Genomic DNA, 14974 nt, shown 5'->3' with positions numbered 1-14974 from the left:
CGCCAGCGCGGCGGATCGCCGCGGAGCGCTCTGGATCGGGTTTTTCCGAGGACTTTCGGCGATTGTTGTCTTTTAGACAATGATCTGTTGGTTAGCCGGCTATTTTTCTGCCCACTGTTGCGCCGTAACCTTTCTCCAACCCCGACCAATCGGGTGTTCTGAAAGGATCCACACCATGTCCCGTTCGCTTTATGCCGCTGCCCTGCTGTCTGTTTGCACCCTGTCCTTCGCCCAGCTGAGCTTCGCCGAAGAATCGCGCCTGATGACCGACAAGATGGTCAAGGCCAACGCCGCTGCCATTGCCCAGCAGCAGGCCCCGTCGTCCGAGCGGACCGTCAAGGCCGCCGCCGGCAGCCGCGCCGATTCCTGATCGGCCAATTCCCCCGGGAGGTCCGGAGCGTGAGCCGGACTTCTCAACACCTTGCGCCGCATACGAGATGCGGCGTTTTTTTTGCGCGCGCGAAATTCGACTATTGCAGCGGCAGTAACAGTCTTTCGTCGCTGCCGGCCTGTATTTCTGTCTGATAGGTCAATATCATTGACCCAACGACGCGTCCCCCGGGCAGCGTCGTTCCCGGCCGGTGTGCCGGCAAGCTTCCCGACGCCGATCCTGATTGCTCCAAATCGACGTCTACCTCAAGGCCGCTGCTTTCAGCGGCCTTTTTTTATACCCGGGCAGCGCATCCGTGGCCTGCCTGCAAGCCGTCCGTTCCGGCAGGATGCTCCCGGGAAAGCGGCATGTTCGAAGCAGGTCGGGCCAGGATGGCGGTAGCAGCATCTTGTCGCACTGGCCCGGCGCCCGGCCGCCTAGCTACACTGCAGGCGTCCTGACGGAGAGGAATCCATGCAGCTGTCGTCCTGGACCCATGAAGGGTCCGCCGGTTTCACCCTGCGCGGTTGGCGCAGCGAGCCCAGCGGCAAGCCGCTGTTGCACTTCCTGCATGGCAACGGCTTCTGCAGCCGCGCCTACGAGCCGCTGCTCAAGCTGCTGGCGAAGGATTTCGACCTCTGGCTGTGCGACGTCCAGGGCCATGGCGACAGCGACCACGGCGGGCGTTTCCACGGCTGGAACCGCAATGCCGAGATGGCGGTGGAAGCCTTCGAGGCCGGGCGCGGACTGTTCGGCGAGGTGCCGCGCTACGCCTGCGGCCACAGCTTCGGCGGGGTGCTGAGCAGCCTGATCCTGGCCCGGCATCCGCCGCTGTTCCAGCGCGCCGTGCTGCTCGACCCGGTGCTGTTCACCCCGGCGATGATCGGCGTGATGGCGCTCTCCGAGGTCCTCGGCCTGCACCAGCGCCGCACCATGGTGCAGAAGGCGCGCGCGCGGCGCAGCCAGTGGCCGGACCGCGAGGCGGCCTACGCCGGCCTGCACGGCCGCGGCATTTTCAAGGGCTGGACCGACGCCGCGCTGTGGGCCTACGTGGAGCACGCAATGAAGCGCAGCGAGGCGGGCGTCGAGCTGAAATGCCGGCCCAGCCGCGAGGCGGAAATCTTCAGCTCCTTCCCCAAGCGCCTGTGGCCGTCGCTTAACAAGGTGGTGACGCCGACCCAGGTGCTGTTCGGCGAACGCACCTACCCCTTCGTGCCCAAGGCCGTGGCGCGCTGGTGCGCGATGAACACGGCGATCAGCGCGCAGTGCGTCGACGGCGGGCACTGCTTCATGCAGGAGTTCCCCGACGACAGCGCCGAGCGCGTGTCGCGCTTCCTGCTCGGGCACGAATGAACGATCCGGCCCGGGAGTCCGTCTGGCTGGCGCTGTCCGAGCTCTGGCTGGACACCAGGCTGGACGACGACGATCTGGCCGCGATCGCGCGGACCCTGGCGATCAGCGGGTTTTCCCGAAGGGAACTGAAGGCCATCTACCGCCTGGAAGTGGCGCCGGTGCTCTGGGGCAATAGCCGGGTGGCGGCGGGCGTCTGGGAGGGCTTCGATCCCGACTGGCTGTTCGAGGCCTGCCGCTGCAACCAGCAGCGCCGTCATTCGCTGCGCCATCGGCTGCGTTGCCGGCTGCTCCGGCGGGCGATGACCGCGGCGGTGGACGAGGACTGGCGGAAGATCCTGGCGCAGCTCTAGTCGCCGACCTTCTTGTCCTGGTGCGTGCGGCGCCATTCGTCGAGGCGCACCACTTCGGCCCTGGGGCGCGGCGGCGGGGTGTCGTCGAACACGGCGTCGACGATCTCGTCGTCCGCCGGGTTGAAGGTCGCCACCGGCGCGACGCTGGCGCGCGGCTCGGGGGCCATGCGGAAGGGCGCCAGCTCGATGCGGCCCAGATACTGGCCGAACATGCGGATGCTGCCGGCGTAGCGCTCCTGCCCGGTGGCGGTGAATTCGAAGCCATACTCGCGGGCCAGGCGCAGATGGTTGCGGCCATCGCGGCGCAGGCGGATGCGCTGCAGGGCCATGGCGTCGTCGAGCAGCTCCACGCCCTCGCGCGCGCAGTGCTGCTTGGCCAGGACCAGCGCGCGCTCGCGGATGCCGTGGGCGCGCCACCACCAGGCGGCGGCCGCGACAACCAGCATGAAGACGAAAAGATTGCCCAGGTCCACGTAAGCTTCCTCGGAGTCGGCGCACCAGCTTACTCACTCCGCCGCCGGGCGGCGAGGGGGCGGATGTTCACAGCCTGCGAATTGCGCCCCATACTGCCCCATTCCGTAGCAGGACACCGTTATGTCGCGCACTCCCCACGTTCTCGCCATCCAGTCCCATGTCGTCTTCGGCCACGCCGGCAACGGCGCCGCCGAGTTTCCCATGCGTCGCGTCGGGGTCAACGTCTGGCCGCTGAACACCGTGCAGTTCTCCAACCATACCCAGTATGGCCACTGGACCGGCCAGGTGCTGCCGCCGGAGCAGATCCCCGCGCTGGTCGACGGCGTCGCCGCGATCGGCGAACTGGGCAACTGCGACGCGGTGCTGTCGGGCTACCTGGGCAGCGCGGCGCAGGGGCGTTCGATCCTCGAGGTGGTGCGCCGCATCCGCGAGGCGAACCCGCGCGCGGTGTACCTGTGCGACCCGGTGATGGGGCATCCGGAGAAGGGCTGCATCGTCGCCCCGGAAGTCGGCGATTTCCTGCTCCACGAGGCCGCCGCCGTGGCCGACTACCTGTGCCCGAACCAGCTGGAGCTGGACAGCTTCTGCGACCGCCAGCCGACCTCCCTGGAGGACTGCGCGGCCATGGCCCGCGGCCTGCTGGTGCGCGGCCCCAAGGCGATCCTGGTGAAGCACCTGAATTACCCGGGCAAGCCGGCGGACGCCTTCGAGATGCTGCTGGTGACGCTCGAACAGACCTGGCACCTGCGCCGTCCGCTGCTGGCCTTCCCGCGCCAGCCGGTGGGCGTGGGCGACCTCACCTCCGGGCTGTTCCTGGCGCGTCTGCTGCTGGGCGACGACCTGCGCAGCGCCTTCGAATTCAGCGCCGCCGCCGTGCATGAAGTGCTGCTGGAAACCCAGGCCTGCGGCAGCTATGAGCTGGAGCTGGTGCGTGCGCAGGACCGTATCGCCCATCCGCGGGTGAAGTTCGAGGCGGTGCAGCTGGGGTGATTGCGCGGCGGTCGTGATGGGGCGTGCCGCGGCTGTTCGCGAGCAAGCTCGCTCCTACAGGTCTGCGCCGGGCTGCTTTTCGTAGGAGCGAGCTTGCTCGCGAACCTGCCCAGGCGCGGTTGAGACGCCGTGCCTCAGGCCGATTGCGGCAGCGGGTCGTCGTCGGACGCCGCCACGGCGGCCTGCCGCTCCACCTGTTCGAGCATGCCCCGGGCGATTTCCCGTTCGCCCATGATCACCAGGTTCGCGCCGTTCTGCTCCAGGTAGTCCACCTCGGCATCGAAGTGCGCGCGGGCGATGATGTTCAGCCCCGGGTTGAGCGCCCGTGCCTGGCTGGCGATCTGCCCGGCCTCGAAACCGTTGGGGATGGCGATCAGCAGCCAGCGCGCGACGCCGATGTTGGCCTGGGCGAGCACGTCCGGATTGGCGGCGTTGCCGACCACCACCTGGAGGCCGTATTCGCGCAGTTCGGCGGCCTTCTCGCGCTTGTCCTCGATCACCACCAGCGGCACCCCGCCCGTGCGCAGGCGTTCGCTGACCCGCGCGCCGACGCGGCCGTGGCCGATGAGGATCGCGTGGTCCCGCTCCAGCACCGGCGGCGGCAGGTCCTGGGCTTCGCTGTGCGCCACGCCCGGCTCGCGCTCGGCCTTGCGCGCGAGACGCGCCTGCAGGCGGTCGATGGCGATGAACAGCAGCGGGTTGACCAGGATCGACAGGATCGCCCCGGCCAGGATCAGGTCGCGGCCCGCCTCCGGCAGCAGCTGCAGGCTGACGCCCAGGCCGGCGAGGATGAAGGAGAACTCGCCGATCTGCGCCAGGCTCGCGGCGATGGTCAGCGCGGTGCTGTTGGGATGGCCGAACAGGCGCACGATGATGTACGCCGCCACGGATTTGCCGAGCACGATGACCAGGAAGGTGGCCAGCACCGGCAACGGCTGGTGGATCAGGATCGCCGGGTTGAACAGCATGCCCACCGAGACGAAGAACAGCACGGCGAAGGCGTCGCGCAGCGGCAGCGAATTCTCCGCCGCCTCGTGGCTGAGCTCGGATTCGTTGAGGATCATCCCGGCGAAGAACGCGCCGAGGGCGAAGGACACGCCGAAGACCACCGCCGAGCCGTAGGCGATGCCCAGGGCGATGGCCAGCACGGCGAGGGTGAACAGCTCGCGCGAGCCGGTCTTGGCCACGCGCTCCAGCGCCCAGGGCACGATGCGCCGGCCGCCGAGGATCATCACCGCGACGAAGGCGGCGACCTTGCCCAGGGTCAGCAGCACCGGCAGCAGCAGGCTGCCTTCGTTGCCGTCGCCCCGGCCGCCCAGCGACCCGGCCAGCGCCGGCAGCAGCACCAGGGTGAGGACCATCGCCAGGTCCTCGACGATCAGCCAGCCGATGGCGATGCGGCCGCGCCTGGTGTCGATCAGCTGGCGCTGCTCCAGGGCGCGCAGCAGGACCACGGTGCTGGCCACCGACAGCGCCAGGCCGAACACCAGGCCGCTGCCGAAGGTCCAGTCCATCGCCCACGCCAGGCCCATGCCGAGCAGGGTGGCCACGCCGATCTGCACCACCGCGCCGGGAATGGCGATGGATTTGACCGACAGCAGGTCCTTCAGCGAGAAGTGCAGGCCGACGCCGAACATCAGCAGGATCACGCCCAGTTCGGCGATCTCGCCGGACAGCGCCTGGTCGGCGACGTAGCCGGGGGTGAAGGGGCCGGCCAGCACGCCGGCGACCAGGTAGCCCACCAGCGGCGAGATGCGCAGACGGTTGGCCAGGGCGCCGAGGACGAAGGCCAGCACGAAGCCGACGGCGAGGGTGGTCAGGAGCGGGGTGTGATGCATGGTCTGGCCTCCGGGCACTCAGGGAGCGGCCGGCCGGGGCCGGGTCGCTCGACGGTGGGTCACGGGGGCAAACCCGCGCATGAAAAGTCTAGGCGTGGCAAGCAATTCCTACCTTGCTTCCGCGCAAGGGTAACCTGTTGACGCAAAGGGGAATTTCCGCGACACGCGGCATTTCTTATCAAGAAATGTCGCGATCGTCCGTCATTCGTCGCGAAGCTCCTTGTAGCGCTGCTCCAGCTCCTGGCGAATCTGCCGGCGCTGCTGCGCCTGGGCGAAGCGGCGCTTCTCGTCCCGGGTCTGCGGCTCCAGCGGTGGCACGTTGGTGGGTTTGCGCTCGTCGTCCAGCGCCACCATGGTGAAGAAGCAGCTGTTGGTGTGGCGCACGGATTTCTCGCGGATGTTCTCGGTGACCACCTTCACGCCGATCTCCATGGAGGTGCGGCCGGTGTAGTTCACCGAGGCGAGGAAGGTGACCAGTTCGCCGACGTGGATCGGCTCGCGGAAGATCACCTGGTCCACCGACAGGGTGACGACGTAGTGGCCGGCGTAGCGGCTGGCGCAGGCGTAGGCGACTTCGTCGAGGTACTTGAGCAGGGTGCCGCCGTGGACATTGCCGGAGAAGTTGGCCATGTCGGGGGTCATCAGGACGGTCATGCTGAGCTGGTGGTTGCCGGGTTCCATGGGGTTCTCTGTGGCGAGTGGGAAAGGGACCCACTCTGGACGAACCGGGGTGGGGCTGGCGACACAGTTTTTTCTATACAGCCCATTGGCGAGGACCGCCAGGGGATTCCGCCGGAAGCGGGCGGCCTTGCGCCGCCCGTCCGTTGCGCCGGTCAGCGGCCGGCGGAGAGGCCGAAGTCGATGGCCAGGTCGGCGCCGGTGATGGCCTCGGACTGCGGGGTGCAGAGGTACCAGACCAGCTCGGCGACTTCTTCCGGGCGGATGAAGCGCGCCACCTTGCCCTGTGGATAATCCTTCAGCAGCGCGCGCTTGTAGCCGTCCGGGTTGCCCTGGCCGTAGCGCTCGGCCTGGTAGTCGAGCATCGGCGTGGCGATGTCCGCCGGGGAGATGGCGTTGACCCGCACGCCCTGTTCGGCCAGTTCCAGCGCCAGGGTGCGGGTGAGCATGGTCAGCGCCGCCTTGCTCGCGCAGTAGGCGGCCGAGCCGCGATAGGCCTGGCGGCCGGAGTCGCTGGAGATGTTGACGATGCAGCCGTGGTTTTCCTTGAGGTAGGGCGTCGCGGCCTGGCACATGTAGAAGGCGGCCTTGAGGTTGACCCCCAGGACCAGGTCGAAGTCGTCCTCGTTGAAGTCTTCCACCGGGCCTTCGCGCCAGACGCCGGCGGCGTTGACCAGGGCGTCGAGGCGGCCGGTGCGGGCGAGGATGTCGGAGACCAGGCTGCGGCAGTTGTCGGCGCGGCGCAGGTCGCCCACCGCGGTGGCGTCCAGCGGCACCTGGGCGTTCAGTGCGTGCAGGCCGGCGCGGTCGACGTCGGTGGCGGCGATGCGCCAGTGACTCTGGGCGAAACGTTTGGCGATGGCTTTTCCGAGGCCACCGGCGGCGCCGGTGATCAGTACGACAGGAGTGCTCATTGTCTACGGGTTCTCCCTGCCTGAGAGAGGACGGCGGCCGGCAGGCAGTTCCGGCGGGCGCCGTATCGACCACTGGGACGCACCCGCGCCCCATGGAATTACAGACCAAGAAAAGACCAGATTCTTCACCCTGGCAGGGTAAATTTTTCGTAAGTCTTCCGTGTGTCGGCGGGTGAGCCGGGAGCGGGATTCCCGGGGGCGCGGATCATGCGCCCCGCGGAAGGTCGTGCGGAGTTATCCACAGGCGCTCGCGGTCATCCGTCGTTTCGCCGTGTCGATCAGGCGTGGTGCAGATACCAGCGCCAGTCCTGCTCGCCCACCTCGCCCATGAACTGGCGGTATTCCTCCCACTTGATCGCCAGGAACACCTTGAAAAATTCCTCGCCCAGCGCCTCGCGGGCCCAGGCGGAGGACTCCAGCGCGCGCAGCGCGGTGAGCCAGTCGGTGGGCAGGAACTCGGTGGCCTGCTCGTAGCCGTTGCCGACGATCGGCGCGCCCGGGTCGATCTGCTCGTGGATGCCTTCGTGGATCGCCGCGAGGATCGCCGCCGCCGCGAGATACGGGTTGGCGTCGGCGCCGCAGATGCGGTGCTCGATGTGCCGGCTCTTGGCCGGGCCGCCAGGGACGCGGAAGGACACGGTGCGGTTGTTCACTCCCCAGCTCTTGGCCAGCGGCGCGTAGCTGTTGGCCTGGAAGCGGCGGAAGGAGTTGGCGTTGGGACAGAAGATCGCCAGGGAGTCGAGCAGGCGCGCCATCATGCCGCCGATGGAGTGGCGCAGCAGCGGGGTGCCGTGGATGTCTTCGCTGGCATAGAGGTTGTTGCCCTCGGCGTCGGCGAGGCTGACGTGCAGGTGCATGCCGCTGCCGGCGCGGTCGCCGAACGGCTTGGCCATGAAGCAGGCCTGCAGCCCGTGCCTGTTCGCCACGCCCTTGACCAGGCGCTTGTAGCGCACGCCTTCGTCGATGGCCTGCATGACGTCGAAGCGGTGCTCCAGGGTCAGCTCGACCTGGCCCGGCGCGTATTCGGAGATCGCCGTGCGCACCGGCAGGCCCTGGGCCTCGCAGGCGGCGTAGAGGTCGTCGAGGAACGGCTGCAGCTGCTCCAGCTCGTAGACGCCATAGACCTGCGGCGCCTCCGGACGGACGCCGTTCATCTGCACTGCCGGCTGCGGGCGGCCGCTGGCGTCGCGCTGCTTGTCCAGCAGGTAGAACTCCAGTTCCACCGCCATCACCGGGTGCAGGCCGTCGGCCTTCAGCCGGTCGACCACGCGCAGCAGCGCCTGGCGCGGATCGGCCGGGGTGGCCGGCAGGCCCTGGGTCGGGTGCATGCTCACCTGCAACTGGCCGGTGGGGCTGGCGCGCCAGGTCTGCAGGGTCAGGCTGCCGGGCAGCGGGTAGGTCCAGCAGTCGGCGTCGGCGACTTCCCAGACCAGCCCGGTGCTTTCGACGTCCTCGCCCTGCATGGTCAGCGCGAGGATTGAGCTGGGCAGCGGGCGGCCGTTGTCGTAGATCGCCAGCAGCTCGTCGCGGTGCAGCAGCTTGCCGCGCGGGATGCCGTTGGCGTCGATGATGAAGAGTTCGATGCTGCGCACTTCCGGGTGGGCGGCGAGGAAGTCTTCGGCTTCCTTTCGATCGGCGAATTGCATGATGGTCCTCGCGTAGGGTGGATGGCGCTTCATCCATCCACCGGGATTGTGTGGGTGGATGAAAAGAGCGTCATCCACCCTACGGGTCTGGGCTCCGGCGTTCGTAGGGCCCAGAAGCCGGGGTAGGGGTTGTTTTGATCAGGCCTCGCGCGCGCCGGGGATCGCCAGCAGCTCGGTGATGCCGGCATCGAGGGTCTCGATCAGGCGGTCGACGTCGGCGGCGGTGGTGTCCGGGCAGCACAGGGTCATGTTGTGGAACGGCGTGATCAGGATGCCGCGGTTGATCAGGTACAGGTGCAGGGCCATCTGCAGCTCGTCGTGGAACGCGGCTTCGGCCTCGGCGCCGGTGCGCGGCGAGACGGCGCAGAACTGGAACTCGCTGCGCGCGCCGAGCTCGGTCACCGACCACTTCAGGCCGTGCTTGGCGATCAGCCGGCGGAAGCCGTCGGCCAGGCGCTTGGCCAGCGGCAGCATGTGGTCGTAGGCCGCCTGGGTCATCACCTGTTCCAGGTTGGCGCGCATGCAGTGCATGGCCAGGGCGTTGGCCGAGAGGGTGGTGCCCATGCCGCTGTGACCGTGGCCGTGGCTGTCTTCCTGCGCCTGCTGGCGCGAGGCGGCCATGCGCTCGGCCATCTCCGCGCTGCAGCCGAAGATGCCGCAGGGCACGCCGCCGGCGATCGGCTTGCCGACCACGAAGAAGTCCGGGTCGAGGTTCCACAACTTCGTGCAGCCACCGATGTTGGTGGAGATGGTGTGGGTCTCGTCGATGATCAGCAGCGCGCCGTACTTGCGGGTCAGCTCGCGGCACTTCTGCATGAAGCCCGGGTCGGGCAGGACCATGCCGATGTTGGTCATCGCCGGCTCGCACAGCAGGGCGCAGACGTCCCCCCGGGCCAGCGCGGCTTCCAGCGCCGCGACGTCGTTGAAGGGGATGGAGCGGCTGTGCTGGGTCAGGTCGTAGGCCTGGCCGACCAGGCCGGAGCGGTGCACGGTCGCGCCGTCGCGGTGGCGCACCATCACGTCGTCGACGGTGCCGTGGTAGCAGCCGTCGAACACCAGCAGGGTCTTGCGCCCGGTGACCGCGCGGGCCCAGCGCAGCACGTAGCGGTTGGAGTCGGTGGCGGTGGCGGTCACCTGCCAGAACGGCAGGCCGAAACGCGCGGCGAGCAGTTCGCCGCAGACCACCGCGTCTTCGCCGGGGAGCATGGTGGTCAGGCCGTTGGCACCCTGCTCGGCGAGGGCGCGGGCGATCGGCGCGGGGGAGTGGCCGAACATGCTGCCGGTGTCGCCCAGGCAGAAGTCCACATAGTCATGGCCGTCCACGTCGTGGAAACGGGCGCCCTGGGCACGCTCGACGAACAGCGGGCAGGGCGTCGACCAGTCGGCCATCCAGTGCATCGGCACGCCGGCGTACAGCGACTGGCGCGCGCGCTCGGCGAGGGCGACGGACTTGGGGTTCTGTTCCAGGAAGCGCTGGCGCTCGCGGGCGGTGAAGAGATCCACGGCCTGTTGGGCGATTCCGCTGGCGGTCATGTTGCACACCTCGTTTGTTTTTTTGCACATCTTCTATTTGTGATCACAAAAAAGTCAATACACTGGATATGCAGCCTGATAATCTGCGCTGCGAAGAATTTTGTGATCACAGATTGTGGTTATCCACATGACAGACGTGCTGTCGGTGGATGGCGGCAATGCAAACAGGGGATACGCGAGATGATGCACGACTGCAGCCTGACCTTCGCCCAACTGCCGGCGCCACCGGCCGGCCGGGAGTGATGCGCGATGGCCGACAACCTTCAGGAACAGCTGTACCAGAACCTGCGCCAGGCCCTGCTGAGCGGGCGCTTCCAGCCCGGCGAGCGGCTCAAGATCCGTGACCTGGCGCAGGAGTGGGGCACCAGCCCGATGCCGGTGCGCGCCGCCCTGCAGCGGCTGGTCGCCGAGGGCGCGCTGGAAGGCGAGCCGCAGCGCTCGCTGCGGGTGCCGGTGATGACCCGCGAGCGCTACCTGCAGATCCTGCAGGTGCGCCAGTCGCTGGAGGGGCTGGCGGTGGAGGATGCGGCCCGGCATCTGCAGCCCAGCGACATGGAGCTGCTGCGCGACTGCACCGCGCGCATGGAAAGCGCGCTGAACGCCCGCGACGTCCAGGGCTATCTGGACGCCAACAGCCTGTTCCACCTCACGCTCTACAGCGCCTGCGGCAACCCGACCCTGCTGCGCATGATCGAGGCGCTCTGGCTGCAGGTCGGGCCGTTCTTCAACCGCCTGTTCACCGAGGCCGACCTGTCGCTGCGCCTGAACGACTTCCACGAAGACGCGCTGCGCGCCCTGGAGCGTGGCGATGGCGCGGGCGCGCGCAAGGCCATCGAGCAGGACCTGGGCTATTGCGGCCAGTACCTGCTCAATCTGCTCGAACTGGAGAGCGGGGGGCTGCTGGGGGCGCGTTAGGCCCCGCAGCGCTGCAGATGAGGCCGGTCAGGCGCGCAGGTTGCGTTCGCCTGACCGCGATCGGCGTCTCGGCTCAGGGCGTCTTGATGAAGCGGACGTTGTCCTTCTTGATCAGGATGGTGTCGCCATTGAGCTGCTCGAACTCGTAGTAGTCATTGTATTTGTCATAGTCGGAGTGATCCTTCACCAGTATTTCGCTGCCATCCTGCAGCGTCACCACGGCCTTGTCGGCGCATCCGGCGAGACCGAGCAGCAACAGGCTGGTGAACAGGGCTTTGAACTTCATAGCGTCTCCACAACGAGGCATCGTGCCCGGCCTGTGAAGCAAGGGCCAAAGGTACGGTGAGTTGCCAGTGAGACCATCGAAGTGTCAGGAAATTCCGAAGCCCCGCTTCAGGTGTCGAGCCATACGTCGCGTGCCCAGGTCCACACCGAGTCCCAGGTTTCCTCGGTGAGCTCGCCGTCGGCCCAGAGCACCACCTCGCCATCCTCGGCCACCGCATAGTAGTCGTCACCATCGGCGCAGAGCGGTATCAGCTCGCGCGGCAGGCCCATCGACCAGGCCACGGCGGCCACTTCCGGCAGGTAGGTATGGGAGTGCGGATCGGTCACGGTGACCGGCTCCAGGCGGCCATAGATCACGTCGCTGACTTGAAGAAGAAACTCACGGAATTCCGACGGAATGCCGATCAGCAGGGCTTCTTCGATCTCCACCAGCAGTTCTTCGTCCGGCAGCTCCAGCGGGACGGGAACCGGCTCGTTCGCTTCACGCAGTTTCTCGATCACATCTTCCACAGGCGGGGGCCTCTCTACGCTGGATGGTGGCGCGCTTTATACAGTAGTAGCCGGCACTTCGCGCAAGACCAACGCCGTGGCGCCGTCCGGACGGGCGGCCCGCCCGGTGGGGCGCAGCGGAGGCACATCCCGCGGAAACGAAAAAGCCCGGCCGGGGCCGGGCTTTTCCAGTGTCGCGCGGGATCAGTTCTGGCGGATGCCCGCGACCAGCCAGGGCTGGTTCTCGCCCTGGGCGCGCTCCATGCGCCAGCTTTCGCTGAAGGCTTCGCCCTGGTCGAAGCGCGAGGACTTCGACACGCCGCTGAAGGTCAGGGTGGCGATGGTCTTCTCGGCGGTGTCGTCCACGCCTTCGAGCTGCACGTCGAGGTTGTCGATGTAGGTCGACTGGTAGCCGTCGCCCAGGTCGGCGCGCTCCTGCTTGAGGAACTGCAGCATCTGCGGGGTGACGAACTCGCCGATCTTGTCCATCTCGTTGGCGTCCCAGTGCTGCTGCAGGGACATGAAGTGCTCGCGGGCGGCGCCGATGAAGCGGGCTTCATCGAACCAGCTCGGCGCGTTGATCACCGGGCGGGTGTCCATCACCGGGCGCGCGGCACCGCCGAAGACCGACGGCTGGGCCGGCATTTCGCGCTGCATCGGCGCGTGGCCGTGGCCGGCCATGGCGGGCTGATGGCTCTGCTGCTGGCGGCGACGGGACGCGATGAAGCGGAAGGCGATGAAGGCGATCAGCGCGATGATCAGGATGTCGAGGAACTGCATGCCCTGGAAGCCGTCGCCCATGAACATGGAGGCGAGCAGGCCGCCGGCGGCCAGGCCGGCCAGCGGGCCGAGCCAGCGCGAAGCGCCACTCTTGGCGGCGGCACCGGCAGCGGCGCCGGCGGCCGGAGCGGCGGCGGTGGAGGTATTCGGGGCGGTGCTGGGCTGTACCTGGCGGGTCTGGTGGCTCGGCGCCGAGCCCAGGCTCTTGCCGCCACCGAAACGTTTGGCGGCGTTGACGTCGAGGCTGAGCGTCACGGCGACACAGAAGGCCATGGCAAGGCTGAGAAAGCGCTTCATCGTTGTCATTCTCTTGGTGGGTATACGACGCGCGTCATGTTGCCGAGCATCGCCGCCTTCGACCAGCCGGATTTTGTTTCGCGCTGTTGCCTTGCCTCCAGGTGACGGGATTTTCCTTCCGAATCAGTCTGTTACTGATTCTTTCAGGACCGCCCGGGGGCCAATGCGGGTGTTAGGCTGCGCTGAGCGAGGCCGTCAGCCGCGCGATCCCCCTGATCCCACGCCGCGAGGACCGCCGACCATGCATGCCATCGATTTCGTCCAGGATCTGGCGGTGATCATGCTGATCGCCGGCTTCGTCACCATCCTCTGCCACCGCTTCAGGCAGCCGGTGGTGCTGGGCTACATCATCGCCGGGGTGATCATCGGCCCGCACACCCCGCCCTTCGCCCTGGTGCACGACGAGGGAAGCATCAGAACCCTCGCCGAACTGGGGGTGATCTTCCTGATGTTCTGCCTGGGCCTGGAATTCTCCCTGCGCAAGCTGTTCCGGGTCGGCGCCACGGCGTTCATCGCCGCCTTCCTGGAGATCACCCTGATGCTCTGGGCCGGCTTCGAGATCGGCCGGCTGTTCGACTGGGGCACCATGGATTCGCTGTTCCTCGGCGCGATCCTGGCGATGTCCTCGACCACCATCATCATCAAGGTACTCGGCGACCTGAAGCTGAAGAACGAGCGCTTCGCCCAGCTGATCTTCGGCGTGCTGATCATCGAGGACATCCTCGGCATCGGCATCATCGCGCTGTTCTCCGGCATCGCCGTGAGCGGCGCGGTGGAGGCCGGCCAGGTGTTCGCCACGGTCGGCAAGCTGAGCCTGTTCATGGTCGTCGCGCTGGTCGTCGGCATCCTGCTGGTGCCGCGCCTGCTGGCCTACGTGGCGAAGTTCGAGAGCAACGAGATGCTGCTGGTGACGGTGCTCGGCCTGTGCTTCGGCTTCTGCCTGCTGGTGGTCAGGCTGGAATACAGCATGATCCTCGGCGCCTTCCTGATCGGCGCGATCATGGCCGAGTCGCGCCAGCTGGCGCAGATCGAGCGCCTGATGGAGCCGGTGCGCGACATGTTCAGCGCGATCTTCTTCGTCGCCATCGGCCTGACCATCGACCCCCGGGTGTTGGTGGAATACGCCGCGCCGATCCTGGTGATCACCCTGGTGGTGGTGCTGGGCAAGCTGGTGTCCTGCGGCACCGGCGCCTTCATCGCCGGCAACGGCGGGCGCACCTCGATGCGCGTGGGCATGGGGCTTTCGCAGATCGGCGAGTTCTCCTTCATCATCGCCGGGCTGGGCATGAGCCTGGGCGTCACCAGCGACTTCCTCTACCCGGTGGTGGTGGGCGTCTCGGCCATCACCACGCTGCTCACGCCGTACCTGATCCGCTCCGCCGACCCGCTGGCGCTGTACCTGGGGCGCAGCCTGCCGTCGCCGATGGTGCGGGTGTTCAGCCTGTACGGCGAATGGCTGCGCAGCATCAGGCCGCGCGGCGACAAGGCGGTCCTCGCCGGGATGATCCGGCGCATCCTGCTGCAGGTCGGGGTGAACCTGACGCTGGTGATCGCCATCTTCTTCGGCCTGGCCTACTTCGCCGGGACCCTTGCCCAGTGGCTGGCCGATGTCGTCGAGCACGAAGCGCTGCACAAGGCGCTGATCTGGGGCGCCGCGCTGCTGCTGTCGCTGCCCTTCCTGATCGCCGCCTACCGCAAGCTCAAGGCGCTGGCGATGCTGCTGGCGGAACTGGGCGTGAAGGAGGAAAGCGCCGGCCGCCATACCGCGCGGGTGCGCCGGGTGATCGCCGAGCTGATTCCGCTGCTGTCGCTGGGCGGGATGATGCTGCTGCTGGCGGCGCTCAGTTCGAGCATCCTGCCGCCGGGCGAGCTGCTGGTGGTGGTGGCGCTGATCGCAGCATTGGTGATCGCGGTGTTCTGGCGCTGGTTCATCCGCGTGCATTCGCGGATGCAGGTGGCGCTGATCGAGACCCTGGAGCAGGGTGGCGACGGGCAGCACTGAGCCGGCCTACTGAGCGGGTGGGAATGGCGTGTAGGAGCGAGCTTGCTCGCGAACCAGCCC

General features: G+C 67.6%; 15 protein-coding genes. 6 read left to right on the top strand and 9 right to left on the bottom strand.

From position 1 onward, the window contains the following. The first annotated feature begins 175 nt into the window (after positions 1-175). The 3 genes from AC3B6A_RS27280 (at position 176) to AC3B6A_RS27270 (ending at position 2073) form a co-directional block, all read left to right on the top strand. Positions 176-370 carry a hypothetical protein gene (locus AC3B6A_RS27280; protein ID WP_488400208.1) on the top strand — a complete coding sequence of 65 codons (195 nt, stop codon included), beginning with the start codon at positions 176-178 and terminating at the stop codon, positions 368-370. A gap of 474 nt (positions 371-844) precedes the next feature. Further along, positions 845-1723 (top strand): alpha/beta fold hydrolase, encoded by an 879-nt coding sequence (locus AC3B6A_RS27275; protein ID WP_488400207.1) that lies wholly within the window; start codon positions 845-847, stop codon positions 1721-1723. Next, positions 1720-2073 carry a DUF7079 family protein gene (locus AC3B6A_RS27270; protein WP_488400206.1) on the top strand — a complete coding sequence of 118 codons (354 nt, stop codon included), beginning with the start codon at positions 1720-1722 and terminating at the stop codon, positions 2071-2073. The genes AC3B6A_RS27275 and AC3B6A_RS27270 overlap by 4 nt, the downstream gene beginning before the upstream one ends. On the opposite strand, the gene AC3B6A_RS27265 is transcribed toward AC3B6A_RS27270, so the two are convergent. Further along, complete coding sequence (locus AC3B6A_RS27265; protein ID WP_488403735.1) at positions 2070-2519, bottom strand: DUF3301 domain-containing protein; 450 nt, start codon at positions 2517-2519, stop codon at positions 2070-2072. The two genes, AC3B6A_RS27270 and AC3B6A_RS27265, sit on opposite strands and share 4 nt — an antisense overlap. A gap of 148 nt (positions 2520-2667) precedes the next feature. Here AC3B6A_RS27265 and pdxY point away from each other — a divergent pair, with 148 nt between their 5' ends. Then, positions 2668-3537: a pyridoxal kinase PdxY gene (gene pdxY, locus AC3B6A_RS27260; RefSeq protein WP_488400205.1), complete on the top strand. Its 870-nt coding sequence runs from the start codon at positions 2668-2670 to the stop codon at positions 3535-3537. Positions 3538-3671: 134 nt separating this feature from the next. Here the strand turns inward: pdxY and ybaL are convergent, their stop codons facing one another. The 5 genes from ybaL to AC3B6A_RS27235 form a co-directional block, all read right to left on the bottom strand. Continuing rightward, entirely contained in the window at positions 3672-5375 is a 1704-nt protein-coding gene (ybaL, locus tag AC3B6A_RS27255) for a YbaL family putative K(+) efflux transporter (RefSeq protein ID WP_488400204.1), read from the bottom strand. 201 nt (positions 5376-5576) lie between these two features. Continuing rightward, on the bottom strand, positions 5577-6056 hold the full coding sequence (locus AC3B6A_RS27250; protein WP_488400203.1) for an acyl-CoA thioesterase: 480 nt from the start codon (positions 6054-6056) through the stop codon (positions 5577-5579). Positions 6057-6208: 152 nt separating this feature from the next. Continuing rightward, positions 6209-6967: an SDR family NAD(P)-dependent oxidoreductase gene (locus tag AC3B6A_RS27245; protein ID WP_488400202.1), complete on the bottom strand. Its 759-nt coding sequence runs from the start codon at positions 6965-6967 to the stop codon at positions 6209-6211. 278 nt (positions 6968-7245) lie between these two features. Beyond that, positions 7246-8613: a glutamine synthetase family protein gene (locus AC3B6A_RS27240; RefSeq protein WP_488400201.1), complete on the bottom strand. Its 1368-nt coding sequence runs from the start codon at positions 8611-8613 to the stop codon at positions 7246-7248. Positions 8614-8751: 138 nt separating this feature from the next. Next, positions 8752-10146 (bottom strand): aspartate aminotransferase family protein, encoded by a 1395-nt coding sequence (locus AC3B6A_RS27235; protein ID WP_488400200.1) that lies wholly within the window; start codon positions 10144-10146, stop codon positions 8752-8754. A gap of 249 nt (positions 10147-10395) precedes the next feature. Between AC3B6A_RS27235 and AC3B6A_RS27230 the strand changes: the two genes are divergently transcribed. Continuing rightward, positions 10396-11061 (top strand): GntR family transcriptional regulator, encoded by a 666-nt coding sequence (locus tag AC3B6A_RS27230; RefSeq protein ID WP_488400199.1) that lies wholly within the window; start codon positions 10396-10398, stop codon positions 11059-11061. 73 nt (positions 11062-11134) lie between these two features. On the opposite strand, the gene AC3B6A_RS27225 is transcribed toward AC3B6A_RS27230, so the two are convergent. The 3 genes from AC3B6A_RS27225 to AC3B6A_RS27215 form a co-directional block, all read right to left on the bottom strand. Further along, positions 11135-11347 carry a YgdI/YgdR family lipoprotein gene (locus AC3B6A_RS27225; protein WP_488400198.1) on the bottom strand — a complete coding sequence of 71 codons (213 nt, stop codon included), beginning with the start codon at positions 11345-11347 and terminating at the stop codon, positions 11135-11137. Between the two features lie 107 nt (positions 11348-11454). Further along, positions 11455-11856: an SMI1/KNR4 family protein gene (locus tag AC3B6A_RS27220; RefSeq protein ID WP_488400197.1), complete on the bottom strand. Its 402-nt coding sequence runs from the start codon at positions 11854-11856 to the stop codon at positions 11455-11457. A 183-nt stretch (positions 11857-12039) separates the two neighbouring features. After that, complete coding sequence (locus tag AC3B6A_RS27215) at positions 12040-12912, bottom strand: Tim44 domain-containing protein (protein ID WP_488400196.1); 873 nt, start codon at positions 12910-12912, stop codon at positions 12040-12042. 241 nt (positions 12913-13153) lie between these two features. Here AC3B6A_RS27215 and AC3B6A_RS27210 point away from each other — a divergent pair, with 241 nt between their 5' ends. Then, positions 13154-14914, top strand: a complete 1761-nt coding sequence (locus tag AC3B6A_RS27210) for a cation:proton antiporter (protein ID WP_488400195.1) — start codon at positions 13154-13156, stop codon at positions 14912-14914. The last annotated feature ends 60 nt before the right edge of the window (positions 14915-14974 follow it).

The sequence above is a fragment of the Pseudomonas sp. B12(2026) genome (genome assembly GCF_057767015.1).
This window is presented reverse-complemented; position numbering and strand designations above follow the sequence as displayed.